The sequence below is a fragment of the Candidatus Enterococcus willemsii genome (genome assembly GCF_009933335.1).
In the GTDB taxonomy this organism is placed as follows: domain Bacteria; phylum Bacillota; class Bacilli; order Lactobacillales; family Enterococcaceae; genus Enterococcus_F; species Enterococcus_F willemsii.
This window is the reverse complement of the sequence record NZ_MAEL01000032.1, coordinates 20,557-44,203: the sequence shown is the minus strand read 5'-3', so window position 1 is coordinate 44,203 and position 23,647 is coordinate 20,557. Positions and strand designations below refer to the sequence as shown.

Below are 23,647 nucleotides of genomic sequence, written 5' to 3'. Positions count from 1 at the left end.
ATAACCCAAAGTGTCTTGACACTTATTCGAGGATAAAAAAAAAACACTTTTATGATGAGTGCATACCCCCTGAAATAATTTCAGGGGGTAGCGCCGAGCTAGACTCGGAAGTTGCCTTCCAACATCATAACACTCTAAAGTTCATCTACAAAGTGATGCTAAACGGTAATCCGTTTAGTAAGTGTGATTTTAAACTAATTCTAGGATAACCATTGGTGCAGCATCTCCGCGTCTTGGTTCTGTTTTCAAGATACGTGTGTAGCCACCTTGGCGTTCAGTGTAACGAGGAGCGATATCATTGAATAGCTTTTGTAAAGCTGATTCGATAACGATTTCGTCGTTTTCTTCACGGACACTTGCTACTTCATTGCGAACGTATGCAGCAGCTTGACGGCGTGCATGTAAATCACCGCGTTTTCCTAGAGTGATCATTTTTTCAGCAGTTGAACGAACTTCTTTCGCACGAGCTTCAGTCGTAACGATGCGTTCATTAATGAATAAATCAGTTGTTAAATCACGCAACATCGCTTTACGTTGACTAGATGTGCGTCCTAGTTTACGATAACTCACGTGGTTTCCCTCCTTCGTAAAAATTAATCGTCTTTACGTAATCCTAAACCTAAATCATGTAATTTGGCTTTCACTTCTTCAAGAGATTTACGACCTAAATTACGAACTTTGATCATTTCTGGTTCAGATTTATTTGTCAATTCTTGTACAGTATTAATTCCTGCACGTTTTAGACAGTTATATGAACGTACAGATAAGTCTAATTCTTCAATTGTCATTTCCAACATTTTTTCTTTTTGTGTTTCTTCTTTTTCAACCATGATTTCAGCGTTTTTCGCTTCATCAGTTAGGTTAACAAAGATGTCTAAATGTTCAGTCATGATTTTTGCAGCTAAACTCATTGCATCTAACGGCTCAATAGAACCATCTGTCCAAATTTCCATCGTTAATTTGTCGAAATCATCACGACGACCAACACGTGTATTTTCTACTTGGTAGTTCACACGACGTACAGGTGTGTAGATTGAATCAACTGGAAGTACACCAATTGGCATATCTTCTTTTTTATTTTCGTCTGCTTGAACATATCCGCGACCCGGTCTAACAGTTAGACGAGCATGGAAAGTTGTTCCTTCAGAAACAGTACAAATGTACATGTCTTTATTAAGGATTTCTACATCACTATCAACGATAATATCGCCGGCAGTTACTGTAGCTGGTCCAGTAATATCGATTTCAAGGGTCTTTTCTTCTTCACCGTACATTTTTAATGCAAGACCTTTGATATTCAAGATGATTTGAGCAACGTCTTCTCGAACACCCTTAATAGTTGAGAATTCATGTAAGACTCCATCAATTTGAATATTAGTAATTGCTGCACCTGGTAGAGAAGATAACAAAATGCGACGTAGGGAATTTCCTAAAGTAGTTCCATAACCTCTTTCAAGAGGTTCAACAATGAACTTTCCATAATCTTTCTCTTCATCAATTTTGGCAATTCTTGGTTTTTCGAATTCAATCATTCTTATCTCTTACCCCTTTCAAAACGAAAAGTGTCTTGTTCAATGACGTAATTATTGATACTCAAAATGAGCGGCACTCATTAAACACGACGGCGTTTTGGAGGGCGGCATCCATTATGAGGAACTGGAGTTACGTCACGGATTGCAGTCACTTCTAAACCTGCTGCTTGTAATGAACGAATTGCTGCTTCACGTCCTGAACCAGGACCTTTAACAGTTACATCAACAGTTCTTAATCCGTGTTCCATTGCTGCTTTTGTTGCAGTTTCTGCTGCCATTTGAGCGGCAAAAGGTGTTGATTTTCTGCTTCCTCTGAAACCTAATGCACCAGCTGATGACCATGCTAAAGCATTACCATGAGTATCAGTGATCATCACGATTGTATTATTGAATGTTGAATGGATATGCGCGATACCTGATTCAATATTCTTTTTCACACGGCGTTTACGACTCACTTTTTTTGCTGCCATGAAGTTTTAACCTCCTTCACTTAGGAATTATTTTTTCTTGCCTGCGACTGTTTTAGTCGGGCCTTTACGAGTACGTGCATTGTTTTTCGTGTTTTGACCACGAACTGGCAATCCACGGCGATGACGGATACCACGGTAAGAACCGATTTCCATCAAACGTTTGATGTTCAAGTTAGTTTCACGACGTAGGTCGCCTTCAACTTTTAATTTGTCAATTTCTGAACGAATAGCGTCTGTTTGTTCATTCGTTAAGTCACGAACACGAACATCTTCAGAAACGCCAGCGTCAGCTAGAACTTTTTTAGCTGTAGTGTTACCAATACCATAAATATAAGTAAGAGAAACTACTACGCGTTTATCACGAGGAATATCTACTCCTGCAATACGAGCCATATTTTGTTACACCTCCGATTATCCTTGACGTTGTTTATGTTTTGGATTTGCTGGGCAAATCACCATAACGCGTCCATTACGACGAATTACTTTACAATGTTCACACATTGGTTTTACTGATGGTCTTACTTTCATGATAATACCTCCTGTGGTTTTACGGAGTACAATTATTTAAAACGATACGTAATACGGCCACGGCTCAAGTCATACGGCGACAATTCTACTGTCACCTTATCTCCTGGCAAAATACGAATGTAATGCATTCTAATTTTACCGGAAACTGTAGCAAGAACTTGGTGTCCATTTTCCAATTCGACTTTAAACATTGCATTCGGCAAAGTTTCGACGACTGTACCTTCGACTTCAATCATATCTTCTTTTGCCACGCACAGTACCTCCTTGTACTTGTTTCGCATTTTCACACGATAAAATGGCGGAAACCTTTGCTCCCACCGTAGATTCTCAAAACAATCTTCTAATTTCTTAGAAGTCGGACTGATATATTCTATCACAATATATCATACTTAGCAAGAGAAAGTTACCAAATTGCAAGTCGGAATGCGGGCAATCGATCGTTACTCGATGATATTTTTTACATCTGCAAATACAGCATCGATTTCACGATTACCATCAATAGACTGCAATAAACCTTTTTCTTTGTAATATGCTAAGATTGGTTCACTACTTTTCACATTGACAGCTAGACGATTTTTGACCGTCTCAGGCTTATCATCTTCTCGCTGATAGAAATCATGTCCGCCACAACGATCACAAGTACCTTCTACTTTCGTAGGATTAAATACTTTATGATAAGTTGCACCGCAATCACGACACATATAGCGACCAGCTAAACGATCAACAAGAATTTCTTCAGGGACATTGATTTCGATGACAGCATCAATTTCTTTTCCTAGGTCTTTCATCATTGCATCTAACGCTTGCGCTTGATCCAATGTACGAGGGAAACCATCCAATAAGAAACCTTTATCTGTATCTGATTCTGCTAAACGTTCTTTTACAATCCCGTTGGTCACTTCATCAGGTACTAAATCACCGTTATCCATGTATGATTTTGCTTTTAATCCTAGGGCTGTTTCATTTGCCATTGCCGCACGAAACATATCGCCCGTAGAAATATGCGGAATATTGTACTCAGCAATAATTCGTTCTGCTTGAGTGCCTTTTCCAGCACCGGGTAGTCCCATTAAAATGAGGTTCATATTAACTCCTCCAATAAGTTTCTGAACAGTGTTGAGGAAATCCCCAACACCTCATAAAACTTTAATTGATGAAACCAGTATATTTACGTTTTAGCATTAGTCCTTCTAACTGTTTAGCAGTTTCTAGAGCTACACCAATAACGATCAATAAACTTGTTCCTCCCAAACCAATTGACTGTGGTAAATTCCACAACATTTGAGCAATAATAGGCAATAGTGCTACAAGTCCTAAGAAAAGAGCACCTACTGTACTCAAACGCATCAAAAGTTTTGAGACATATTCTTCTGTTCCTTTGCCTGGTCGCACACTTGGAATATAGCTGCCTTGTTTTTGCAAGTTTTCAGCTAATTTCTCTGGATTGACTTGAACAAATGCATAGAAGAACGTAAATCCAACGATTAATGTGGTATACAAAATTGCCCCAGGGACAGTATTGTAATCAAAAAGCGTTGTGACAATTTCAAACCAAGCTTCTCCTTTGAATGAACCAAAAGCTTGTAACACTGAATTCGGTAAAGTAATCAATGAACTAGCGAAGATAACTGGGATAACCCCTGCTGCATTTACTTTCAACGGAAGGTAACTGCTAGTTGGTGCTCCTGCTACTCGTTTTGTATATTGAATCGGAATTTTACGTTCTGCTTGTTGGAAATAGGTTACAAACGTAACAATTGCCAAAATTGCAAGAACTAAAACAATCATAAAAATGACTGATTTCCACAAATCCGCAGAATCAATATTAATAAAGTAGTCTTCAATTAATTCTTTCACATCGACTGGTAAGCGTGAGATGATACCCGCAAAGATAATCATCGACACACCATTTCCGATACCTTTTTCAGTGATTTGTTCCCCTAACCAAGTGACAAACATCGTACCAGTTGTCAGGATAATTCCGATAGTGACGTATGTTGAAACATTTGGATTAGGTAAGAACTCAAATTGGGTCCAAAATTGGAATCCGGTTACTAGCGCCATTGATTGCAAAAATCCTAAGACTAATGTGATATAGCGTGTTGCCTGATTTAATTTCTTCCGACCCACTTCTCCTTGTTTTGACCACTCAACAAATTTCGGCACAATATCCATTTGCATCAATTGAACGATAATTGATGCAGTAATATAAGGCGAAACTCCCATGGAAAAAATAGAGAAACGTTGCATAGCACTCCCACTAACCAAATCTAACATGTTTAAAAATGGTAAGTCGGAAATACTTAACAAACGATTGACGTCAACGCCAGGTACGGTAATATGCGTACCTAAACGAAAAACAAACAAAATTCCAATAGTGAAAAAAATCCGGGATCTAATATCTTTGACTTTAAAAGCATTCTTTAAAAGTGATAGCATTAGATCACCTCGATTGTTCCACCAGCAGCAACGATTGCTTCTTCAGCTGCTTTAGAGAATTTAGCTGCTTTCACATTTAATTTCTTAGTTAATTCGCCGTTTCCTAACACTTTGATTCCTGATTTTTCGTTTTTCACGATACCAGCTTCAACTAAAGTGACTGGAGTTACTTCAGTTCCATCTTCAAAGCGATTTAGGGCGTCAAGATTGACAACTGCGTATTCTTTACGGTTAATGTTTGTAAAACCACGTTTTGGTAAACGACGGAACAATGGTGTTTGTCCACCTTCAAAACCTAAACGTACTCCACCACCTGAACGAGCTTTTTGACCTTTTTGTCCACGTCCAGCTGTTTTACCATTACCAGATGATGTACCACGACCAACACGGTTTCGTACGTGACGTGATCCTTCTGCAGATTTTAATTCATGAAGTTTCATGGTTTGGCACCTCCTTAATCAAAGTAAATCTATTCAAATGATATTTATACTTCTTCTACGTCCACTAAGTGAGAGATAGTGTTAACCATGCCTTTGATTGCATCGTTAGCTGGTTTAACAACTGTGCTGTTCACTTTACCTAGACCTAACGCTTTAACAGTATCGCGTTGGTTTTGAGGACGGCCGATAACACTGCGTTTTAAAGTAATTTTTAATTCAGTCATTATTTTTGTCCTCCTTAACCGATTAATTCTTCAACTGATTTGCCGCGAAGTGCTGCCACTTCTTCAGCGCGTTTTAATTGTTTTAAACCTTCAACAGTTGCGCGAACAACGTTGATAGGAGTGTTTGAACCTAAAGATTTAGATGTGATATCAGCTACCCCAGCTAATTCCAATACGGCACGAACAGGTCCACCAGCGGCTACCCCAGAACCTTCTACTGCAGGTTTCATTAAGATACGTCCACCACCGAATACTCCGATAACTTCGTGAGGGATTGTAGAACCAACCATTGGCACTTCAACCAAGTTTTTCTTAGCGTCTTCAACTGCTTTACGGATTGCTTCTGGAACTTCTTGGGCTTTACCAGTACCAAATCCCACATGTCCGTTTTTGTCACCGACAACAACTAAAGCTGCGAAACGTAAACGACGTCCACCTTTTACAACTTTTGTTACACGGTTAATCGCAACAACGCGGTCTTCTAATTCCAAGTGTTTTGGATCAATATAAACCATGAATGGTGTTCCTCCTTCTTCTAAAATTCTAGTCCATTTTCGCGAGCTGCTTCAGCTAAAGCTGCTACACGGCCATGGTAAAGGTATCCACCACGGTCAAAGACTACTTCTTTAATACCTTTTGCTGCTGCACGTTCTGCTACTAATTTACCAACAGCTTGTGCTTGCTCAACTTTTGTTCCACCTGAAATATCTTTATCCAAGGCAGAGGCACTTGCTAGCGTCACACCCGCTACGTCATCAATAATTTGCGCGTAGATGTTTTTGTTAGAACGGAAAACGTTCAAGCGTGGGCACTCAGCAGTACCAGAGATTTTGTTACGTACACGACGATGTCTCTTTTGACGTGTTTTATTTTTATCTGGTTTTGTAATCACAATTGTCACCTCTTTATATTTGCTAGCCTAAGCCGCGAATCGTAAACTTAGTTTACGATTATTTACCAGTTTTACCTTCTTTACGGCGTACGAATTCACCAACATAGCGAATACCTTTACCTTTATAAGGTTCTGGAGGACGAACACCGCGAATGTTAGCTGCAAATTCGCCAACCATTTCTTTGCTAGTTCCTGATACAACGATAGATGTATTAGATGGAACTTCTACTGTCAATCCAGCAGGAGCGTTCATTTCAACAGGATTTGAGTAACCCACGTTTAAAACAAGTTTTGAACCTTGTAATTGTGCACGGTACCCAACCCCGATAAGTTCTAATCCTTTTTTGAAACCTTCGCTTACACCAACAACCATGTTATTGAAGTTTGCACGAGTAGTTCCGTGGATTGTTTTCATTTCTTTGCTGTCATTTGGACGAGTGAAAGTTACTTCGTTTCCTTCGATATTCATTTTAATATCTGAAGAAAAAGTACGAGTTAATTCACCTTTAGGTCCTTTAACTGTAATGTCATTTCCATCTTGCTTAACTTCAACGCCAGCAGGAAGAACGACTACTTTATTACCGATACGACTCACGTAGAGACACCTCCTTGTGTATTATTTTAAATTACCATACATAAGCGACAACTTCGCCGCCAACATTTTTAACTCGAGCTTCTTTATCAGTGATTACACCGTCAGAAGTTGAGATGATTGCAATACCTAAACCGTTTAATACTTTTGGTACTTCGTCAGCTTTAACATAAGCACGTAGACCTGGTTTAGAAATACGTTTCAAGTTAGTGATAACACGTTCCCCATTTTTACCGTATTTAAGAAATACGCGGATAACGCCTTGTTTGTCATCTTCGATATATTCAACATCGCGAATGAAACCTTCTTTTTTCAAGATTTCAGCGATATCACGTTTGATTTTTGAAGCAGGCACTTCTAATACATCGTGTTTTACCATGTTGGCATTACGAATGCGTGTTAGAAAATCTGCAATTGGATCTGTCATGACCATTAGATGATTTACCTCCTTTATGCGAGTTTACTTGTTTACCAGCTAGCTTTCTTCACGCCGGGAATTTGACCTTTATAGGCAAGTTCGCGGAAGCAAATACGGCAAAGTTTAAATTTACGATAAACTGAATGTGGACGTCCGCAACGTTCGCAACGTGTGTATTCTTGAGTTGAGTGTTTTGCAGGGCGTTTGTTTTTAGCAATCATTGATTTTTTAGCCACGTAGTTCGCCTCCTTTTTTTATTTTTGGAATGGCATGCCTAATTGAGTTAACAATTCACGAGACTCTTCGTCTGTGTTGGCAGTAGTTACAATAACGATATCCATTCCACGTACTTTATCTACCAAGTCGTAATCAACTTCTGGGAAGATTAATTGTTCTTTGACACCTAATGTGTAGTTACCGCGTCCATCGAACGCTTTTTTACTAACACCGTGGAAGTCACGTACACGTGGTAATGAAACTGAAACTAATTTGTCTAAGAACTCATACATTCTTTCTCCACGTAGAGTTACTTTACAACCGATTGGCATTCCTTCACGTAAACGGAATCCAGCGATTGATTTTTTGGCTTTTGTAATCAATGGTTTTTGACCAGAGATTAGAGCTAATTCTTCAACAGCTTTGTCTAAGTTTTTAGCATTAGATACTGCATCACCCACACCCATGTTAATAACGATTTTATCAACTTTTGGTGCTTGCATTACAGAATTATATTCAAATTTTTCCATTAATGATGGAACAACTTCTTTTGTATATTTTTCTTTAAGGCGGTTCATTCAGTAAGCCCCTCCTTCCTTAATATGATTATTTATCGATAACTTCTCCGGTTTTTTTAGAAACACGGACTTTTTTGCCGTCAACTTCTTTGTAGCCGATACGTGTAGCTTCGCCTGTAGAAGGGTCAATCAACATTACGTTAGAAACGTGAATTGGCGCTTCAACCTCAACGATTCCACCTTGTGGTGCAGCTTGAGAAGGTTTTTGGTGTTTTTTAATGATGTTAACACCTTCAACAACAACTTTATCTTTTTTAGGTAGAGCTTCTAAAACGATGCCCTCTTTGTTTTTGTCTTTCCCAGTGATAACTTTAACTTTATCGCCTTTTTTAACAAACATTACTGTTTCGCACCTCCTTTGATAATGGATAACAATTATAGTACTTCTGGTGCTAGGGAAACGATCTTCATGAAGTTGCCTTCGCGTAATTCACGAGCAACTGGTCCAAAGATACGAGTTCCACGTGGGCTCTTATCATCACGGATAATAACCGCAGCATTTTCATCAAATTTGATATAAGAACCGTCTGCACGGCGAGCGCCTGATTTCGTACGAACGATAACAGCTTTAACTACGTCACCTTTTTTAACAACTCCACCTGGCGTTGCTTGTTTAACCGTAGCAACAATAACGTCACCGATATTGGCAGTCTTACGGCCTGAGCCACCAAGGACTTTGATTGTTAGAATTTCGCGTGCGCCTGAGTTGTCAGCAATTCTTAAACGACTTTCTTGTTGGATCACGATGTGTATCCTCCTTTCAGATTTTGAAATTCAATCTATATAGGAAAATCTCGTGTGATTAAATAATCACTGCCTTTTCAACAATCTCTACTAGACGGAAACGTTTCGTAGCTGATAATGGACGAGTTTCCATAACTTTCACGATGTCACCAACTTTTGCTTCGTTGTTTTCATCATGTGCTTTGTATTTCTTAGAATATTTCATGCGTTTACCGTAGATAGGGTGGTTTTTCTTAGTTTCAACTACTACTGTAATTGTTTTATCCATTTTATCGGATACCACGCGACCTTGATAAACTTTGCGTTGATTTCTTTCTTCAGTCATACGCTAAATGGCCTCCTTCCACTATTACTTAGCTTGTTCACGCAAAACAGTTTTGATGCGTGCAATCGATTTACGTACTTCTTGGATACGTGCAGTGTTTTCTAGTTGACCTGTAGCTAATTGGAATCTAAGATTAAACAATTCTTCTTTTAATTGTTTTTCTTGATCTAGCATTTCGGCAGTGGTTAATTCTCTGATTTCTTTAACCTTCATTCGATTCACCACCCATTTCTTCACGTTTTACGATTTTAGTTTTCATTGGTAATTTGTGTGAAGCAAGACGTAGTGCTTCGCGCGCCACTTCTTCAGGTACGCCAGCAATTTCAAACATGATTTTACCACGTTTAACTGGTGATACCCATCCTTCAGGAGCCCCTTTACCTTTACCCATACGAACCCCAATGGCTTTACTTGTATAAGATTTGTGAGGGAAAATTTTAATCCACACTTTTCCGCCACGTTTCATGTAACGAGTCATTGCAATACGAGATGCTTCGATTTGGCGGTTTGTAATCCAGTGTGATTCAACAGCTTGTAAGCCGTATTCACCAAATGCGATTTCTTTACCACCTTTAGCTTCTCCACGCATTTTACCGCGGAATTCACGACGGTGTTTTACACGTTTAGGTACTAACATGTTTATTTCCCTCCTTTCCCAGTGTTCTTTTTAGTTGGAAGAACTTCTCCACGATAGATCCACACTTTAACTCCTAGTTTTCCGTATGTTGTATCTGCTTCTTCCCATGCGTAATCAATATCCGCACGTAATGTGTGTAAAGGAACTGTTCCTTCTGAGTATCCTTCTGCACGAGCGATATCTGCACCGTTCAAACGACCTGATACTTGAGTTTTGATTCCTTTAGCGCCAGCACGCATTGAGCGTTGGATGGCTTGTTTTTGTGCACGACGGAAAGCAACACGACCTTCTAATTGACGTGCAATTCCTTCACCGACTAATTTAGCATCTAAATCTGGTTTTTTGATTTCTACAATGTTGATGTGTACTCTCTTACCAGTTAATTTGTTTAATTCTTTTCTTAGGCTCTCAACTTCAGAACCACCTTTACCGATAACCATACCTGGTCGTGCTGTGTGGATTGATACGTTCACGCGGTTTGCAGCGCGTTCGATTTCAACTGTTGACACAGCCGCATCAGCAAGTTTAGTCGCGATAAATTTGCGAATTCTTAAATCTTCGTGTAAAAAGTCTGCATATTCTTTTTCAGCATACCATTTAGCATCCCAGTCACGGATGATGCCTACACGCATACCTATTGGATGTACTTTTTGACCCACTGATTATCCCTCCTTATTTTTCTGATACAACTACCGTAATATGACTTGTACGTTTGTTGATTGGAGATGCTGAACCTTTCGCGCGAGGACGGAAACGTTTCATTGTTGGTCCTTCGTTTACAAAGGCTTCAGATACTACTAAGTTTTCAACATCTAAGTCAAAGTTGTTTTCTGCATTAGCGATTGCTGACATCAATACTTTTTCGATGATTCCAGCTGCTTTATTTGGTGTGAACTTTAGGATTGCAATTGCCTCAGCAACGTTTTTCCCTCTAATTAAGTCAATAACTAGACGTGATTTACGAGGGGAAACACGAACTGTTTTAGCAATAGCTTTCGCTGAAGTAATTTGTTCTGCCATTTGTATATCCTCCCCTCAGATTAGCGTCTTGTCTTTTTATCGTCAGCCGCATGACCGCGATAAGTTCTAGTTGGTGCAAATTCACCTAATTTATGTCCTACCATGTCTTCTTGGATATAAACTGGTACATGTTTACGACCATCATAAACTGCAATGGTAAATCCGATAAAACTTGGGAAGATTGTAGAACGACGAGACCACGTTCTAATTACTTTTTTCTTTTCAGCGCCTTCTTGTGCTTCGACCTTTTTCATCAAATGGTCATCGACAAAAGGTCCTTTCTTTAAACTACGACCCATGGTGAACCTCCTCTCAAAATGTGCAACACATGGTTAATGTAATTATTTGTTTTTACGACGACGAACGATAAGTTTGTCTGATTTAGCTTTTTTGTTACGAGTTTTGTAACCAATAGCTGGTTGACCCCAAGGTGATACTGGAGCTGGACGTCCGACTGGAGCTTTACCTTCACCACCACCGTGTGGGTGATCATTAGGGTTCATTACGCTACCGCGAACAGTTGGGCGTTTACGCATCCAACGAGAACGACCTGCTTTACCGATGTTGATTAATTCGTGTTGTTCGTTACCAACAGAACCAATTGTCGCACGGCAAGTTGCTAAGATCATACGAACTTCGCCTGAGTTCAAGCGAACTAGTACGTATTTTCCTTCTTTACCAAGTACTTGAGCACTTGTACCAGCTGAACGGATTAATTGTCCGCCTTTACCTGGTTTCATTTCGATGTTGTGAACGATAGTACCTACTGGAATATTTTCTAGTGGTAAAGCATTCCCAACTTTAATATCTGCATCTGGTCCAGAGAAAACAGTCATTCCAACTTGTAATCCTTTAGGTGCTAAGATATATGCTTTGACCCCATCTTCGTAATGCACTAACGCGATGTTAGCAGAACGGTTTGGATCGTATTCGATTGTTTTAACGACTGCAACAACGTTATCTTTGTTACGTTTGAAGTCGATTAAACGGTATTGACGTTTGTGACCGCCACCTTGGTGACGTACAGTGATGCGACCGTTGTTGTTACGACCAGCATGGTTTTTCAATGGTGCTAATAATGATTTTTCTGGTTTTGAAGCAGTGATTTCTGCAAAATCAGAAGAAGTCATATTACGGCGACCATTTGAGGTAGGCTTATAATGTTTGATTGCCACTTCTGTTTCCCTCCTATTTTATTCTGTTTGTAGCTTATTCAGCTGAGAAAATTTCGATTTCTTTTGAAGCTTCAGTTAAAGTTACAACTGCTTTGCGACGTTTTCTTGTGTATCCTGCATGTTTACCCATGCGTTTGAATTTCGGACGCACGTTGATGATGTTTACGTTTTTTACATCAACACCAAATGCTGCTTCAACAGCTTGTTTTACTAATGTTTTGTTCGCGCGAGTGTCAACTTCGAAAGTATATTTCTTTTCATCCATAGCAAGCATAGATTTTTCAGTGATCACCGGGCGTTTAATTACGTCTAGTAAGTTCATTATGCAAGCACCTCCTCAATTTGAGTAAGAGCAGTTTGAGTTGCCAACACTTTGTTGTTTGAAACAACGTCTAAGACACTTACGTTATTAGCAGCGACAACAGAAACGTTTGGTAAGTTACGAGCAGATAATGCTGCAAAGTCGTTACCTTCTTCTAATACTACTAATACTTTAGAGTCAATAGACAAGTTAGCAAGAACTTGTTTGAATTCTTTAGTTTTTGGTGCATCGAAGTTTAATCCTTCAACAGCTACCAAGTTATTTTCAGCAACTTTTTCTGATAAAACAGATTTCATTGCTAAGCGACGAACTTTTTTAGGAAGTTTGTAGCTGTATGAACGTGGTGTTGGTCCAAAGACAACGCCACCTCCACGCCATTGTGGTGAGCGGATTGAACCTTGACGGGCACGACCAGTTCCTTTTTGACGCCATGGTTTACGACCACCGCCACGAACTGCACTGCGATTTTTAACAGCGTGTGTTCCTTGTCTTAATGAAGCACGTTGCATGATGATTGCATCGTAGACAACTGATTCATTAGGTTCGATTCCGAAGATTTCTTCGTTTAAAGTAATTTCGCCATTTTGGCTTCCATCTTGTTTAAATAATGCTACATTCGGCATTCCTTAGTTCCTCCTTTCTTCCTATCTAATTATTTAGCTTTCACAGCTGATTTAATTGTAATCAATGATTTTTTCGCGCCAGGAACGTTACCTTTAATTAGGATAACATTACGTTCAGCATCTACACGTACAATTTCCAAGTTTTGGATTGTTACGCGATTGCCACCCATACGTCCTGCAAGTTTTTTACCTTTGAACACGCGGTTAGGAGCAACTGGACCCATTGATCCAGGACGACGGTGGTAACGAGAACCGTGAGCCATTGGTCCACGAGATTGTCCGTGACGTTTGATAACGCCTTGGAATCCTTTACCTTTTGAAGTTCCTGTGATATCAACGATGTCTCCAGCTTGGAATACATCAACTTTAATTTCTGATCCTACTTCTAAGCCCTCTAGCTCAACATCCTTGAATTCGCGAATGAAGCGCTTAGGAGCCGTGTTTGCTTTTGCAACATGACCTTTCGCAGGTTTGTTACTTAAAACTTCACGTAAATCTTGGTAACCTAATTGAACAGCTTCGTAACCATCGTTTTCAACTGTTTTAAGTTGTAAAACAACGTTTGGTGTAGCTTCAACTACAGTTACTGGAATTAATTCGCCAGATTCTGTAAAGATTTGAGTCATTCCCACTTTTTTCCCTAAGATTCCTTTGGTCATGATTACACCTCCAATTTAATTATAGTTTAATTTCAATGTTAACACCTGATGGTAAGTCTAGCTTCATTAAAGCATCAACTGTTTTTGGCGTTGGGTTCACAATGTCAATTAGACGTTTGTGTGTACGCATTTCGAATTGTTCGCGAGAATCTTTGTATTTATGTGTTGCACGAATAACTGTATAAAGACTGCGTTCAGTTGGCAATGGAATCGGACCTGAGATAGTCGCTCCAGTTCTTTTTGCAGTTTCTACGATTTTATCCGCTGATTGGTCTAAAATACGGTGTTCATACGCTTTTAAACGGATACGAATTTTTTGTTTTGCCATTTCTTTTCCCTCCTTCGTCTATTTTGAAAGTAGACATAGCTCCACGAAAATTTTCCGTCACGCTCGTCCATGGCAAAGCGTCCGGGCGTGTCGCAACCTCTCGTTTCGTAGCCGGCAGAATTCATTTTCTACCAGTGCGTTACACATCGCGTGTAAGCAGCACCTTTATGATTATATTACGTATTCAATGGAATAGCAAGCATTTTTTTCGATAAATTTTATTTTTTTCAGAAAAATTTTCCAACCGTATTTTCAATAAAAAAATTGCCCTTCAATAGCTCGTTTTCATCCGGCTATCAAAGAACAATTAAACTATTCCTACTATATAATAGACTATTTTACTGTACGTTCCAAAGCTTTCTTTAATGGAAAATACAAAAACGACACAAGCAAGCCGGTTAAACAAACATTAATAATTGTAGCCGGTAAGCGAGTTGCTGCCGCCGTAACTGCTGGTGCAAAGTCCATTCCTAGAAGCAGTTGCATGATCGTATTCTTAATTTGCGTCATTATCAATTTAGCTACACCGGTTCCTGATGCAATCACAAGAATTTGCCAAATCTCGGTTGGTTGCTTTTTAAATAGTAGAAAACAACCATAAGCTGCCGCTCCCACTACAAAACTTTCTATCACAAAATACGGCGCTTCTGTCACATAACCATTCATGATATCAAAAATTGCAAACCCTATGCCACCAGCTAAAGATCCTTTAAAATACCCCAAAAATAAAACGGATAATAATAGCACCGCATTTCCCAAATGCACAAAAGCACCGGTTGGCAACGGGATTTTAATCATTGTCCCAATCACTGTCAAGGCAGCGAACAAAGCCACAAAAACGACTGATTGAATATTATTTTTCCTCATCTATCATCCCTCCCATTCTATTTTCTGCTTGATTATAAGCACCATGCCAAATATGCCCCACGAATTGATTAATGTGTACTCCTTGTTTAATCCCTGCACCAACAAAAGCTTTAGCTAACACGACTGCTTCTTTGACAGTATATCCTTTGGCTAGACCTGCTGTAATAGCTGCAGCAAATGTACAACCAGCACCATGATTAAAGTCTGTTTGGATTAATTCACTTTCTAGAACATCATACGTAGCGCCATCATAAAATACATCGACTGCACGATTCATCCCTAAACGATGACCTCCTTTGACCACAACATGACGCGCTCCTAGTTGATGAATCTTCACAGCCGCTTTTTTCATATCATCAATTGTCAGTAAATCACCCATCTCAGATAGAATACCTGCTTCAACTAAATTGGGTGTAGCGATATATGCTTGTGGCAACAAATATTCTTTAATTCCCACAACACTTTTGGGTTGTAAAATTTGTGCTGTGCCTTTACAAGCAATTACTGGATCTACAACAACTTTTTCTACAGCATATTTTTGTATATACTTACTTGCTAGGTGAATATTTTTCTCATTCCCCATCATCCCTGTTTTAAGCGCATCTATGCCTTCACCGGCAAATACCGAAACTAATTGTTTTTCCAACAACTCTTCAGGCAATTCGGTTACTTCATGTGACCAACCAGCTGACGGATCCATCGTAACAATGGACGTTAGACTGGAAAAGCCAAATACCCCATATTCTTCAAAAGTCTTTAAATCAGCTTGGATGCCAGCTCCACCTGTCGAATCCGAGCCAGCAATTGTTAATACTTTCTTCATTCTCGTCCACCTCACTATTTTTATCTAGTATAGCGAAACGAACACTTGACGAAAACCACCAATTGGCTTATTTTTAAACCATCCAATTTAACGAGGTGAGCCTATGTGGAATATTGATAAAACAAACAGCATCCCATTGTACCAACAATTAACTTCTGAAATCATCCAAAGTATCCAGACAGGAAAGCTCATGCCTGGTGATAAATTACCACCAGAACGTAAATTAGCCGCCGAATTTCAAATCAATCGTTCCACAGTCGTAAGAGCTTACGAAGAACTCGTCAGTCTCGGCTGGATTACACGTCACCAAGGTAGCGGAACAAAAGTTTCCGAAGGTCGTTGGGGAAGTCGACAATTAGTGATGAATCAGTGGCGCTCCTTATTGTCTAGCCCTTTCTTAAAAGAAGATCCTTACCTGACAGAATTAAAACAGCGTCAAATAACAGGACTCGATCTCTATACTGGTGACTTACCCGCTGATTTAATTCCTGACTTTCAATTTCCTGCAATCACTTGGGAGCAAGTTCGTCAAGAAGAAAAACAAATGCACATGACCGGCTATAAACCGCTGAAACAACTATTATTAACACGACTAGCTGAACAACTAGACTGTTCCATGGAGGAACAAGAGTTATTAATTACTTCGGGTTCTACCCAAGGAATTTATCTCTTAATGCAAGTCTTAGCGGAAGCTGGTAGCACCATTGCAACCGAAGACCCATCTTTTTTATTCGCTTTACCTTTGTTCGCTTCTCTTGGCATCCGTTTACTCGGCCTACCACAAGATGAAGAAGGAATTAATTGTCAAGCATTGGAAACAGCTATTCAAACAAAAAAAATCACCTTGCTTTACTTAAATCCAAATTATCAGAATCCAACTGGCAAAACAATGTCTCTCAAGCGACGAAAAGAAGTACTAGCCATCTGCGAAAAATATCATTTACCAATTATTGAAGATGATGTCTTTCGAGAACTAGGCTTCCAACCGCCACTACCTTCTTTAAAAAGTCTAGCACCCGATCAAGTCGTCTATGTTGGTTCATTATCAAAGTTGTTTGGTTCTTCTATTAAAATTGGGTGGCTCTTAGCACCTAAAACGCTAATTGACAGTCTAGCAAACGCTAAAAAACGAATGGAAAGTGACACTGATTTATTCCCCCAACTATTAGCAACAGCAGCATTATCTGACAATTACGACGTACAACAAACCCAATTACTTACCGAGTTACACCGACGAAGCCAACAGTTCCGGCAAATTGCGACAGCGTTCAAAGAAGATTGGGTCGTTTCTGACATTCAAGGCGGTCTTTATTATTGGTTGACTTGGAAACATCAACCATTAACCCGTAAAGATTGGCGACTATTTTTAGAAGAAAATCTCTTATTAGCTCCCTCTTTTTTATTCAGTAATGATACAATGTCTGTAAGAATCAATTACACACGATTATCTGATAAGCAATTATCATTTTTTCAACAAGCATTTGCAAAAGTAACGAATAAAATCAGAAAGGAAATGACTCATGAACGACACTCTAAAATTACTACAAAACCATCGTAGTTATCGAAACTTTGATGAGAAGTACCAAATAAGCGAGGAAGAGCTACAACAAATTTTAACTTCTGCCCGGCAAGCACCTTCATGGATGAACGGACAGATGTACTCGATTCTTGTGATTAAAAATAAAAAAATCCGTCAGCAGTTAGTTGAATGGAATCCAGGTAATCCTCATATGTTGAAAAGTTCTGTTTTTTTACTATTTCTAGCCGATTTAAAACGAACTCAACGAATTTCAGAAAGACACCATGTTAATTATCCTATTGATGAAGGGTTACATCCATTAATCATTGCCACAACCGATGCTAGCTTAGCTTTGCAAAATGCAATTATCGCCAGCGAATCACTTGGATTGGGCGTTGTCCCTGTCGGTAGTGTGCGAAATAACATCGAAGAAATTAGCGAGTTATTACATTTACCAGATTATGTTTATCCAGTTGCTGGTTTAAGTATTGGTAAACCAATTGTTGATATGAAAGTGAAACCGAGGTTACCTGAAGCAGCTGTTGTTCATTACGACACTTACAAACCGTATGAAGATAAAGTAATTGATGACTATGAACAAACGATGCTAGCATTTGGCGAAGCCCGTGAAACAAAACCGTGGACGAAAAAATTTGCGGATTATTTTGAAAGTAAACCTGCAAGTAATGTTGATCGCTATTTGAAAAAACAAAAATTAATCAAATAAAAAGAACACTCCAAACTATTTCTAGCTTGGAGCATTTCGTTTACATTTATCAAATTAAGCTTTGATTTCAGTAACAACGCCTGAACCAACAGTACGTCCGCCTTCACGAATAGAGAAACGAGTTCCGTCTTCGATAGCGATTGGGTGGATTAATTCAACGTCGATAGTTACGTTATCACCAGGCATTACCATTTCAACGCCTTCAGGTAATTCAACAACACCAGTTACGTCAGTTGTACGGAAGTAGAACTGAGGACGGTAGTTAGTGAAGAATGGAGTATGACGTCCACCTTCTTCTTTAGTTAAAACGTAAACTTCAGCTACGAATTTTGTATGAGGAGTGATAGTTCCAGGTTTAGACAAAACTTGTCCACGTTGGATGTCTTCACGAGCAACCCCACGTAATAAAGCACCGATGTTATCTCCTGCTTCAGCGTAGTCTAATAATTTACGGAACATTTCAACACCTGTTACAGTAGTTTGAGAAGTTTCTTCGTCGATACCAACGATTTCTACAACGTCACCAACGCGAACTTGTCCACGTTCAACACGACCTGTAGCAACAGTACCACGACCAGTGATTGAGAATACGTCCTCAACTGGCATCATGAATGGTTTGTCGTTGTCACGTTCTGGAGTTGGGATATATTCGTCAACTGCAGCCATTAATTCAAAGATTTTTTCTTCGTAAACTGGATCGCCTTCTAAAGCTTTCAAAGCAGAACCTGCAATAACTGGAGTGTCATCGCCTGGGAAATCGTATTCTGATAATAAGTCACGAACTTCCATTTCTACTAATTCTAATAATTCTTCATCGTCAACCATATCAACTTTGTTTAAGAAAACAACGATGTATGGAACACCTACGTTACGAGATAACAAGATGTGTTCACGAGTTTGAGGCATAGGACCATCAGCAGCAGATACTACTAAGATCGCGCCGTCCATTTGAGCAGCACCAGTGATCATGTTTTTAACATAGTCCGCGTGTCCTGGGCAGTCAACGTGAGCATAGTGACGAGTTTCAGTTTCGTACTCAACGTGAGCAGTTGAGATAGTGATTCCACGTTCGCGCTCTTCTGGAGCACCATCGATTTGGTCATAAGCTGAAGCTTGAGCCCAACCTTTTTTAGATAAAACAGTTGTGATTGCAGCTGTTAATGTAGTTTTACCATGGTCAACGTGGCCAATAGTACCAATGTTAACGTGGGATTTAGAACGGTCAAATTTTTCTTTTGCCATTTTAAGTGTTCCTCCTAAAATACGTTTTTGTTTTTTATTTGATAGGTATGGGACAAATTGTCCCATGCCCATATCATCGTAATTATTGTACACGAAATAACTCAAAAAATATAGTTATTTGAAAGAAATTCCTATAAACTATTAAGATTACTCAGCGTTTCCGCCATTTTTCTTAATAATTTCTTCTTGAATAGATTTCGGCACATCTTCATAGTGGTCAAAGACCATCATGAATGTTCCGCGACCTTGAGTAGCAGAACGTAGAGTTGTTGCATATCCGAACATTTCTGATAATGGTACAAACGCGTTAACGATTTGTGCATTACCATGTGCTTCCATACCTTCTACACGTCCACGACGAGCAGTCACATGTCCCATTACATCACCTAGATAATCTTCAGGAACAGTAATTGTCACTTTCATCATTGGCTCTAAAATAGCTGGATTTGCTTTTTTAGCAGCAGCACGTAATGCCATAGATGCAGCAACACGGAAGGCTGTTTCATTTGAATCGACATCATGGTATGAACCATCATAAAGTTTAGCTTTAATATCAACTAATGGGTAACCAGCTAATACACCGTTTGCCATTGCATCTTCTAAACCTTTTTCAACTGCTGGGATGTATTCACGTGGAACCACACCACCGACAATTGCATTTTCAAATTCAAAACCAGCGCCTTCTTCGTTAGGTGTAAATTCAATCCATACGTGACCGTATTGACCTTTACCACCTGATTGACGTACAAATTTACCTTCTGCTTGTGTACCAGAGCGGAATGTTTCACGGTATGATACTTGAGGCGCACCAACGTTCGCATCCACTTTAAATTCACGACGCATACGGTCAACTAAGACGTCTAAGTGAAGTTCACCCATACCAGCGATAACTGTTTCACCAGTTTCAACATTAGATGTTACGCGGAATGATGGATCTTCTTCAGCAAGCTTTTGTAAAGCAACACCCATTTTATCTTGGTCAGCTTTTGATTTCGGCTCAACAGCAACTTCGATAACTGGATCAGGGAACTCGATAGATTCTAAGATAACTGGTGCTTTCTCATCACATAAAGTATCCCCAGTAGTTGTGTCTTTCAAACCAACAGCTGCAGCGATATCACCAGAATAAACTGTTTGAATTTCTTCACGAGTATTCGCATGCATTTGTAGGATACGTCCAACACGTTCGCGTTTGCCTTTAGAAGCATTTAATACGTATGAACCTGAGTTAAGTACACCAGAGTAAACACGGAAGAATGTTAAACGACCTACGAATGGGTCAGTCATAACTTTAAATGCCAATGAAGCAAATGGTTCGTCGTCTGAAGAAGGACGAGTTGTTTCCTCTTCAGTTTTAGGGTTAATCCCTTTGATTGCAGGTACATCAGTTGGTGCTGGTAAGTAATCAATAACTGCATCCAACATCAATTGTACACCTTTATTTTTGAAGGCTGATCCACACATAACTGGGAAGAAATCAACAGTTAAAGTAGCTTTACGAATACCAGCTTTTAATTCTTCTTCAGTGATTTCTTCACCTTCCAAGAATTTCATCATTAAATCTTCATCTGTATCAGCTACAGCTTCGATTAATTTTTCGCGCCATTCTTCAGCTAATTCAACGTATTCTTCAGGAATATCAGTTTCTTCGATATCTGTTCCTAAGTCATTTGTATAAATTTCAGCTTTCATTTTTACAAGGTCAATAATTCCTGTAAAGTCATCTTCTGCACCAATTGGTAATTGGATTGGATGTGCATTCGCTTGTAAGCGATCATGCAATGTAGATACTGAATATAAGAAGTCAGCACCCAATTTATCCATTTTATTACAGAATACAACACGTGGTACACGGTAATCAGTCGCTTGACGCCAAACTGTTTCTGTTTGTGGTTCTACACCTGATTGTGAGTCCAATACAGTTACAGCTCCATCAAGTACACGTAGAGAACGTTGTACTTCAATTGTGAAGTCCACGTGTCCTGGTGTATCGATGATATTTACACGGTTACCTTTCCATTGTGCAGTAGTTGCAGCAGAAGTAATCGTAATCCCACGTTCTTGTTCTTGTTCCATCCAGTCCATTTGAGAAGCTCCTTCATGAGTTTCACCAATTTTATGGATTTTACCAGTGTAATACAAGATACGTTCTGTTGTTGTTGTTTTACCAGCATCAACATGGGCCATGATACCAATATTACGAGTGTTTTCCAACGTAAATTCTCTTGCCATTGTGAGATTGTTCTCCTCTCTGATTGTAGTAAATATATCTGATACTTAAACAAGTATTCAGAATCTTACCAACGATAGTGTGCAAATGCACGGTTAGCTTCTGCCATTTTATGAGTGTCTTCACGTTTTTTAACTGAAGCACCTGTATTGTTAGCAGCATCCATGATTTCTTTCGCTAAGCGTTCTTCCATTGTGTGTTCTCCACGCAAACGAGCGTAGTTAACAACCCAACGTAAGCCTAATGTTGTGCGACGTTCTGGACGAACTTCAACGGGCACTTGATAGTTAGAACCCCCAACACGACGAGCTTTTACTTCTAATACTGGCATGATATTTTTCATTGCTTGTTCAAAGACTTCCAATGGATCATTGCCTGTAGATTCTTTAATAATATCAAATGAGTTGTAGATGATATTCGCAGCAACTCCGCGTTTACCGTCAACCATTACACGGTTGATTAAACGAGTTACTAATTTTGAGTTATAAATAGGATCTGGTAATACATCACGTTTTGCAACAGGACCTTTACGAGGCATCCGTAACTCCTCCTTCCGAAAGTGGTTTTATTTAAATAGTCGATTTAGTTTGTAGATTAAATTAAGCTTTAGGTTTTTTCGTACCATATTTAGAACGAGATTGTTTACGGTCATTTACACCAGCCGTATCCAATGCACCACGAACGATATGATAACGTACCCCTGGTAAGTCTTTTACACGTCCACCGCGTAATAATACCACGCTGTGTTCTTGTAAGTTATGTCCGATACCTGGGATATAAGCTGTTACTTCAATCAAGTTAGACAAACGAACACGAGCATATTTACGTAAAGCCGAGTTCGGTTTTTTAGGTGTCATTGTTCCGACACGAGTAGCTACCCCACGTTTTTGAGGTGAGCTCACGTTTGTTTGAGCTTTTTTGAAACTATTATATCCTTTGTTCAATGCAGGTGAATTTGATTTTTCAACCTTGGATTTACGAGGTTTACGTACTAATTGGTTAATTGTAGGCATTCCTTGTTTTCCTCCTTCCTTGATTCGCTTTATAGTTCCACACATCCAGGTGGTTCTTTTTTGGCGATAAAAAATAATGCAATAACTTGCACCTTTATCAGATTGTACTTTGATTTACAGTCAGCACGTCTCTATCCAGAGACCTGTTCATAAAGCACCTCTAGTAGAATAGCATGGTTTTTCTACATCGTCAATACTTTTACTTATTTTTTTCATAACTTTTTTCATTTCATTGACTACCCTTTTGAAAACAATCACGCTATACTATGGATAGTAATAAATTTAACTAACCAAAGGTGGCGAATCGCGTGAATTTAAAAAAAATGGTGGGTATTCAAGCAGCAAGTTATGTAAAAGACGGGATGACAGTTGGTCTCGGTACAGGCTCAACAGCCTACTACATGATTGAAGAATTAGGACGTCGTGTGAAGGAAGAAAACCTTTCGATTGTTGGTGTTCCGACTTCCTTTGCTTCTCGTGAACAAGCACAAGAATTAGGCATTCCTGTTAAAACGATTGATGAAGTACAGAAGGTTGATGTAACTATTGATGGCGCAGATGAAATTGATAAAAACTTCAACGGTATCAAAGGCGGTGGCGCAGCTTTATTATTTGAAAAAGTCGTTGCTACTTACTCTGATCATACCATTTGGATTGTGGACGAATCGAAAATGGTCCAAACACTTGGAAAATTCCCCTTACCCGTTGAAGTCGTTCCTTATGGCGAAGAACAACTCTTCCGCTTATTTAAAGAAAAAGGCTACAACCCTACCTTTAGAATGGCGACAGAAACAGAAAAGAAAGTCACTGATTGTGGACATTCTATCATTGACTTACATTTAGAAACAATTGAAAACCCAGAAGCTTTAGCAACAGAATTAGACCAATTGGTTGGCGTTGTGGAACACGGACTATTTTTAAACATAGTAGAAACAGTCATTGTTGGTCGAACAACTGGCGCAGAGACGATTGAGGCGATTCGTTAAACAAAAAAATATTTTCATTTCACACAAAAAAAGACTATCTATTTCTTACTTTTTGTGCTATTCTTCATATTATTTATC

38 protein-coding genes are annotated in these 23,647 nt (G+C 39.2%); 3 read left to right on the top strand and 35 right to left on the bottom strand.

Annotated features, from left to right (window positions below; genetic code table 11):
- Nucleotides 1-189: 189 nt before the first annotated feature.
- The 31 genes from rplQ to thiD all read right to left on the bottom strand — a co-directional run bounded on the left by rplQ (nucleotide 190) and on the right by thiD (nucleotide 15,852).
- Nucleotides 190-570, bottom strand: coding sequence for a 50S ribosomal protein L17 (gene rplQ / locus BAU17_RS05085; protein ID WP_161901741.1), 381 nt, complete (start codon nucleotides 568-570; stop codon nucleotides 190-192).
- A gap of 23 nt (nucleotides 571-593) precedes the next feature.
- Nucleotides 594-1,532: a DNA-directed RNA polymerase subunit alpha gene (locus BAU17_RS05080; RefSeq protein ID WP_161901740.1), complete on the bottom strand. Its 939-nt coding sequence runs from the start codon at nucleotides 1,530-1,532 to the stop codon at nucleotides 594-596.
- 80 nt (nucleotides 1,533-1,612) lie between these two features.
- Nucleotides 1,613-2,002, bottom strand: a complete 390-nt coding sequence (gene rpsK / locus BAU17_RS05075) for a 30S ribosomal protein S11 (protein WP_161901739.1) — start codon at nucleotides 2,000-2,002, stop codon at nucleotides 1,613-1,615.
- Nucleotides 2,003-2,029: 27 nt separating this feature from the next.
- The gene (rpsM, locus tag BAU17_RS05070) at nucleotides 2,030-2,395 is read right to left on the bottom strand and encodes a 30S ribosomal protein S13 (RefSeq protein WP_161901738.1); all 366 of its coding nucleotides are present in this window, start codon (nucleotides 2,393-2,395) and stop codon (nucleotides 2,030-2,032) included.
- Nucleotides 2,396-2,413: 18 nt separating this feature from the next.
- The gene (rpmJ, locus tag BAU17_RS05065) at nucleotides 2,414-2,530 is read right to left on the bottom strand and encodes a 50S ribosomal protein L36 (protein ID WP_010742772.1); all 117 of its coding nucleotides are present in this window, start codon (nucleotides 2,528-2,530) and stop codon (nucleotides 2,414-2,416) included.
- A 32-nt stretch (nucleotides 2,531-2,562) separates the two neighbouring features.
- A complete protein-coding gene (gene infA, locus BAU17_RS05060; RefSeq protein ID WP_010767960.1) occupies nucleotides 2,563-2,781 on the bottom strand; it encodes a translation initiation factor IF-1 in 219 nt (72 codons plus the stop codon).
- Between the two features lie 189 nt (nucleotides 2,782-2,970).
- The gene (locus BAU17_RS05055) at nucleotides 2,971-3,615 is read right to left on the bottom strand and encodes an adenylate kinase (protein WP_161901737.1); all 645 of its coding nucleotides are present in this window, start codon (nucleotides 3,613-3,615) and stop codon (nucleotides 2,971-2,973) included.
- Between the two features lie 61 nt (nucleotides 3,616-3,676).
- Nucleotides 3,677-4,969 carry a preprotein translocase subunit SecY gene (secY, locus tag BAU17_RS05050; protein ID WP_161901736.1) on the bottom strand — a complete coding sequence of 431 codons (1,293 nt, stop codon included), beginning with the start codon at nucleotides 4,967-4,969 and terminating at the stop codon, nucleotides 3,677-3,679.
- Nucleotides 4,969-5,409, bottom strand: a complete 441-nt coding sequence (gene rplO / locus BAU17_RS05045) for a 50S ribosomal protein L15 (protein ID WP_161901735.1) — start codon at nucleotides 5,407-5,409, stop codon at nucleotides 4,969-4,971. The genes secY and rplO overlap by 1 nt, the downstream gene beginning before the upstream one ends.
- Before the next feature lie 44 nt (nucleotides 5,410-5,453).
- Nucleotides 5,454-5,633: a 50S ribosomal protein L30 gene (rpmD, locus tag BAU17_RS05040; protein ID WP_231474563.1), complete on the bottom strand. Its 180-nt coding sequence runs from the start codon at nucleotides 5,631-5,633 to the stop codon at nucleotides 5,454-5,456.
- A gap of 14 nt (nucleotides 5,634-5,647) precedes the next feature.
- Nucleotides 5,648-6,148, bottom strand: a complete 501-nt coding sequence (gene rpsE / locus BAU17_RS05035; RefSeq protein WP_161901734.1) for a 30S ribosomal protein S5 — start codon at nucleotides 6,146-6,148, stop codon at nucleotides 5,648-5,650.
- Nucleotides 6,149-6,168: 20 nt separating this feature from the next.
- Nucleotides 6,169-6,525: a 50S ribosomal protein L18 gene (gene rplR / locus BAU17_RS05030; protein WP_161901733.1), complete on the bottom strand. Its 357-nt coding sequence runs from the start codon at nucleotides 6,523-6,525 to the stop codon at nucleotides 6,169-6,171.
- A gap of 58 nt (nucleotides 6,526-6,583) precedes the next feature.
- A complete protein-coding gene (gene rplF / locus BAU17_RS05025; RefSeq protein ID WP_161901732.1) occupies nucleotides 6,584-7,120 on the bottom strand; it encodes a 50S ribosomal protein L6 in 537 nt (178 codons plus the stop codon).
- Between the two features lie 31 nt (nucleotides 7,121-7,151).
- Nucleotides 7,152-7,550: a 30S ribosomal protein S8 gene (rpsH, locus tag BAU17_RS05020; protein WP_161901731.1), complete on the bottom strand. Its 399-nt coding sequence runs from the start codon at nucleotides 7,548-7,550 to the stop codon at nucleotides 7,152-7,154.
- A 35-nt stretch (nucleotides 7,551-7,585) separates the two neighbouring features.
- Nucleotides 7,586-7,771, bottom strand: coding sequence for a type Z 30S ribosomal protein S14 (locus tag BAU17_RS05015; RefSeq protein ID WP_007207616.1), 186 nt, complete (start codon nucleotides 7,769-7,771; stop codon nucleotides 7,586-7,588).
- Nucleotides 7,772-7,789: 18 nt separating this feature from the next.
- Complete coding sequence (gene rplE, locus BAU17_RS05010; protein ID WP_161901730.1) at nucleotides 7,790-8,329, bottom strand: 50S ribosomal protein L5; 540 nt, start codon at nucleotides 8,327-8,329, stop codon at nucleotides 7,790-7,792.
- Nucleotides 8,330-8,357: 28 nt separating this feature from the next.
- Complete coding sequence (rplX, locus tag BAU17_RS05005) at nucleotides 8,358-8,669, bottom strand: 50S ribosomal protein L24 (protein WP_161901729.1); 312 nt, start codon at nucleotides 8,667-8,669, stop codon at nucleotides 8,358-8,360.
- 35 nt (nucleotides 8,670-8,704) lie between these two features.
- On the bottom strand, nucleotides 8,705-9,073 hold the full coding sequence (gene rplN / locus BAU17_RS05000; RefSeq protein WP_161901728.1) for a 50S ribosomal protein L14: 369 nt from the start codon (nucleotides 9,071-9,073) through the stop codon (nucleotides 8,705-8,707).
- 58 nt (nucleotides 9,074-9,131) lie between these two features.
- Nucleotides 9,132-9,398, bottom strand: coding sequence for a 30S ribosomal protein S17 (gene rpsQ / locus BAU17_RS04995; RefSeq protein WP_016176285.1), 267 nt, complete (start codon nucleotides 9,396-9,398; stop codon nucleotides 9,132-9,134).
- 24 nt (nucleotides 9,399-9,422) lie between these two features.
- The gene (gene rpmC, locus BAU17_RS04990) at nucleotides 9,423-9,611 is read right to left on the bottom strand and encodes a 50S ribosomal protein L29 (RefSeq protein WP_016176286.1); all 189 of its coding nucleotides are present in this window, start codon (nucleotides 9,609-9,611) and stop codon (nucleotides 9,423-9,425) included.
- Nucleotides 9,601-10,035 (bottom strand): 50S ribosomal protein L16, encoded by a 435-nt coding sequence (rplP, locus tag BAU17_RS04985; RefSeq protein WP_161901727.1) that lies wholly within the window; start codon nucleotides 10,033-10,035, stop codon nucleotides 9,601-9,603. The genes rpmC and rplP overlap by 11 nt, the downstream gene beginning before the upstream one ends.
- A 2-nt stretch (nucleotides 10,036-10,037) precedes the next feature.
- The gene (gene rpsC, locus BAU17_RS04980; RefSeq protein ID WP_161901726.1) at nucleotides 10,038-10,694 is read right to left on the bottom strand and encodes a 30S ribosomal protein S3; all 657 of its coding nucleotides are present in this window, start codon (nucleotides 10,692-10,694) and stop codon (nucleotides 10,038-10,040) included.
- A gap of 13 nt (nucleotides 10,695-10,707) precedes the next feature.
- Nucleotides 10,708-11,055: a 50S ribosomal protein L22 gene (gene rplV / locus BAU17_RS04975; RefSeq protein WP_161901725.1), complete on the bottom strand. Its 348-nt coding sequence runs from the start codon at nucleotides 11,053-11,055 to the stop codon at nucleotides 10,708-10,710.
- 20 nt (nucleotides 11,056-11,075) lie between these two features.
- Entirely contained in the window at nucleotides 11,076-11,354 is a 279-nt protein-coding gene (rpsS, locus tag BAU17_RS04970; protein ID WP_161901724.1) for a 30S ribosomal protein S19, read from the bottom strand.
- Nucleotides 11,355-11,396: 42 nt separating this feature from the next.
- Complete coding sequence (gene rplB, locus BAU17_RS04965) at nucleotides 11,397-12,230, bottom strand: 50S ribosomal protein L2 (protein ID WP_161901723.1); 834 nt, start codon at nucleotides 12,228-12,230, stop codon at nucleotides 11,397-11,399.
- Nucleotides 12,231-12,264: 34 nt separating this feature from the next.
- Nucleotides 12,265-12,552, bottom strand: a complete 288-nt coding sequence (gene rplW / locus BAU17_RS04960; RefSeq protein WP_161901722.1) for a 50S ribosomal protein L23 — start codon at nucleotides 12,550-12,552, stop codon at nucleotides 12,265-12,267.
- Entirely contained in the window at nucleotides 12,552-13,175 is a 624-nt protein-coding gene (rplD, locus tag BAU17_RS04955) for a 50S ribosomal protein L4 (RefSeq protein ID WP_161901721.1), read from the bottom strand. The genes rplW and rplD overlap by 1 nt, the downstream gene beginning before the upstream one ends.
- A 29-nt stretch (nucleotides 13,176-13,204) precedes the next feature.
- Nucleotides 13,205-13,834, bottom strand: coding sequence for a 50S ribosomal protein L3 (gene rplC, locus BAU17_RS04950; RefSeq protein ID WP_161901720.1), 630 nt, complete (start codon nucleotides 13,832-13,834; stop codon nucleotides 13,205-13,207).
- 19 nt (nucleotides 13,835-13,853) lie between these two features.
- Nucleotides 13,854-14,162 carry a 30S ribosomal protein S10 gene (gene rpsJ / locus BAU17_RS04945; protein ID WP_161901719.1) on the bottom strand — a complete coding sequence of 103 codons (309 nt, stop codon included), beginning with the start codon at nucleotides 14,160-14,162 and terminating at the stop codon, nucleotides 13,854-13,856.
- 333 nt (nucleotides 14,163-14,495) lie between these two features.
- Nucleotides 14,496-15,029, bottom strand: coding sequence for an ECF transporter S component (locus BAU17_RS04940; RefSeq protein ID WP_161901718.1), 534 nt, complete (start codon nucleotides 15,027-15,029; stop codon nucleotides 14,496-14,498).
- A complete protein-coding gene (thiD, locus tag BAU17_RS04935) occupies nucleotides 15,016-15,852 on the bottom strand; it encodes a bifunctional hydroxymethylpyrimidine kinase/phosphomethylpyrimidine kinase (RefSeq protein WP_161901717.1) in 837 nt (278 codons plus the stop codon). The genes BAU17_RS04940 and thiD overlap by 14 nt, the downstream gene beginning before the upstream one ends.
- Before the next feature lie 103 nt (nucleotides 15,853-15,955).
- On the opposite strand from thiD, the gene BAU17_RS04930 reads away from it, so the two are divergent.
- Both BAU17_RS04930 and BAU17_RS04925 read left to right on the top strand, forming a co-directional pair.
- Nucleotides 15,956-17,410: an aminotransferase-like domain-containing protein gene (locus BAU17_RS04930; protein ID WP_161901716.1), complete on the top strand. Its 1,455-nt coding sequence runs from the start codon at nucleotides 15,956-15,958 to the stop codon at nucleotides 17,408-17,410.
- Complete coding sequence (locus BAU17_RS04925) at nucleotides 17,373-18,098, top strand: nitroreductase family protein (protein WP_161901715.1); 726 nt, start codon at nucleotides 17,373-17,375, stop codon at nucleotides 18,096-18,098. The genes BAU17_RS04930 and BAU17_RS04925 overlap by 38 nt, the downstream gene beginning before the upstream one ends.
- A 54-nt stretch (nucleotides 18,099-18,152) precedes the next feature.
- Here BAU17_RS04925 and tuf read toward each other — a convergent pair whose 3' ends face one another.
- The 4 genes from tuf to rpsL form a co-directional block, all read right to left on the bottom strand.
- On the bottom strand, nucleotides 18,153-19,340 hold the full coding sequence (gene tuf, locus BAU17_RS04920) for an elongation factor Tu (protein WP_161901714.1): 1,188 nt from the start codon (nucleotides 19,338-19,340) through the stop codon (nucleotides 18,153-18,155).
- Nucleotides 19,341-19,487: 147 nt separating this feature from the next.
- Entirely contained in the window at nucleotides 19,488-21,572 is a 2,085-nt protein-coding gene (gene fusA, locus BAU17_RS04915; RefSeq protein WP_161901713.1) for an elongation factor G, read from the bottom strand.
- Nucleotides 21,573-21,637: 65 nt separating this feature from the next.
- Entirely contained in the window at nucleotides 21,638-22,108 is a 471-nt protein-coding gene (gene rpsG / locus BAU17_RS04910; RefSeq protein WP_016176308.1) for a 30S ribosomal protein S7, read from the bottom strand.
- A gap of 61 nt (nucleotides 22,109-22,169) precedes the next feature.
- Complete coding sequence (rpsL, locus tag BAU17_RS04905) at nucleotides 22,170-22,583, bottom strand: 30S ribosomal protein S12 (protein WP_161901712.1); 414 nt, start codon at nucleotides 22,581-22,583, stop codon at nucleotides 22,170-22,172.
- Between the two features lie 308 nt (nucleotides 22,584-22,891).
- Here rpsL and rpiA point away from each other — a divergent pair, with 308 nt between their 5' ends.
- Nucleotides 22,892-23,569 (top strand): ribose-5-phosphate isomerase RpiA, encoded by a 678-nt coding sequence (gene rpiA, locus BAU17_RS04900; RefSeq protein ID WP_161901711.1) that lies wholly within the window; start codon nucleotides 22,892-22,894, stop codon nucleotides 23,567-23,569.
- Nucleotides 23,570-23,647: the final 78 nt, after the last annotated feature.

Excerpts from the sequence above, each read along its gene's own strand:
- BAU17_RS05055 (WP_161901737.1), bottom strand. The coding sequence starts at position 3,615 with ATGAACCTCATTTTAATGGGACTACCCGGTGCTGGAAAAGGCACTCAA.
- BAU17_RS04940 (WP_161901718.1), bottom strand. The coding sequence starts at position 15,029 with ATGAGGAAAAATAATATTCAATCAGTCGTTTTTGTGGCTTTGTTCGCT.
- rpsQ (WP_016176285.1), bottom strand. The coding sequence starts at position 9,398 with ATGACTGAAGAAAGAAATCAACGCAAAGTTTATCAAGGTCGCGTGGTA.
- rplW (WP_161901722.1), bottom strand. The coding sequence starts at position 12,552 with ATGAACTTACTAGACGTAATTAAACGCCCGGTGATCACTGAAAAATCT.
- rplD (WP_161901721.1), bottom strand. The coding sequence starts at position 13,175 with ATGCCGAATGTAGCATTATTTAAACAAGATGGAAGCCAAAATGGCGAA.
- rpsG (WP_016176308.1), bottom strand. The coding sequence starts at position 22,108 with ATGCCTCGTAAAGGTCCTGTTGCAAAACGTGATGTATTACCAGATCCT.
- rpsK (WP_161901739.1), bottom strand. The coding sequence starts at position 2,002 with ATGGCAGCAAAAAAAGTGAGTCGTAAACGCCGTGTGAAAAAGAATATT.
- rplX (WP_161901729.1), bottom strand. The coding sequence starts at position 8,669 with ATGTTTGTTAAAAAAGGCGATAAAGTTAAAGTTATCACTGGGAAAGAC.
- thiD (WP_161901717.1), bottom strand. The coding sequence starts at position 15,852 with ATGAAGAAAGTATTAACAATTGCTGGCTCGGATTCGACAGGTGGAGCT.
- BAU17_RS04925 (WP_161901715.1), top strand. The coding sequence starts at position 17,373 with ATGAACGACACTCTAAAATTACTACAAAACCATCGTAGTTATCGAAAC.
- BAU17_RS05080 (WP_161901740.1), bottom strand. The coding sequence starts at position 1,532 with ATGATTGAATTCGAAAAACCAAGAATTGCCAAAATTGATGAAGAGAAA.
- rpsH (WP_161901731.1), bottom strand. The coding sequence starts at position 7,550 with ATGGTCATGACAGATCCAATTGCAGATTTTCTAACACGCATTCGTAAT.
- rpmC (WP_016176286.1), bottom strand. The coding sequence starts at position 9,611 with ATGAAGGTTAAAGAAATCAGAGAATTAACCACTGCCGAAATGCTAGAT.
- rplP (WP_161901727.1), bottom strand. The coding sequence starts at position 10,035 with ATGTTAGTACCTAAACGTGTAAAACACCGTCGTGAATTCCGCGGTAAA.
- rplO (WP_161901735.1), bottom strand. The coding sequence starts at position 5,409 with ATGAAACTTCATGAATTAAAATCTGCAGAAGGATCACGTCACGTACGA.
- rpsM (WP_161901738.1), bottom strand. The coding sequence starts at position 2,395 with ATGGCTCGTATTGCAGGAGTAGATATTCCTCGTGATAAACGCGTAGTA.
- fusA (WP_161901713.1), bottom strand. The coding sequence starts at position 21,572 with ATGGCAAGAGAATTTACGTTGGAAAACACTCGTAATATTGGTATCATG.
- rpmD (WP_231474563.1), bottom strand. The coding sequence starts at position 5,633 with ATGACTGAATTAAAAATTACTTTAAAACGCAGTGTTATCGGCCGTCCT.
- rpsJ (WP_161901719.1), bottom strand. The coding sequence starts at position 14,162 with ATGGCAAAACAAAAAATTCGTATCCGTTTAAAAGCGTATGAACACCGT.
- rplE (WP_161901730.1), bottom strand. The coding sequence starts at position 8,329 with ATGAACCGCCTTAAAGAAAAATATACAAAAGAAGTTGTTCCATCATTA.
- rpsE (WP_161901734.1), bottom strand. The coding sequence starts at position 6,148 with ATGGTTTATATTGATCCAAAACACTTGGAATTAGAAGACCGCGTTGTT.
- rpmJ (WP_010742772.1), bottom strand. The coding sequence starts at position 2,530 with ATGAAAGTAAGACCATCAGTAAAACCAATGTGTGAACATTGTAAAGTA.
- rplV (WP_161901725.1), bottom strand. The coding sequence starts at position 11,055 with ATGGCAGAACAAATTACTTCAGCGAAAGCTATTGCTAAAACAGTTCGT.
- tuf (WP_161901714.1), bottom strand. The coding sequence starts at position 19,340 with ATGGCAAAAGAAAAATTTGACCGTTCTAAATCCCACGTTAACATTGGT.
- rpsS (WP_161901724.1), bottom strand. The coding sequence starts at position 11,354 with ATGGGTCGTAGTTTAAAGAAAGGACCTTTTGTCGATGACCATTTGATG.
- secY (WP_161901736.1), bottom strand. The coding sequence starts at position 4,969 with ATGCTATCACTTTTAAAGAATGCTTTTAAAGTCAAAGATATTAGATCC.
- rpsL (WP_161901712.1), bottom strand. The coding sequence starts at position 22,583 with ATGCCTACAATTAACCAATTAGTACGTAAACCTCGTAAATCCAAGGTT.
- rplC (WP_161901720.1), bottom strand. The coding sequence starts at position 13,834 with ATGACCAAAGGAATCTTAGGGAAAAAAGTGGGAATGACTCAAATCTTT.
- BAU17_RS04930 (WP_161901716.1), top strand. The coding sequence starts at position 15,956 with ATGTGGAATATTGATAAAACAAACAGCATCCCATTGTACCAACAATTA.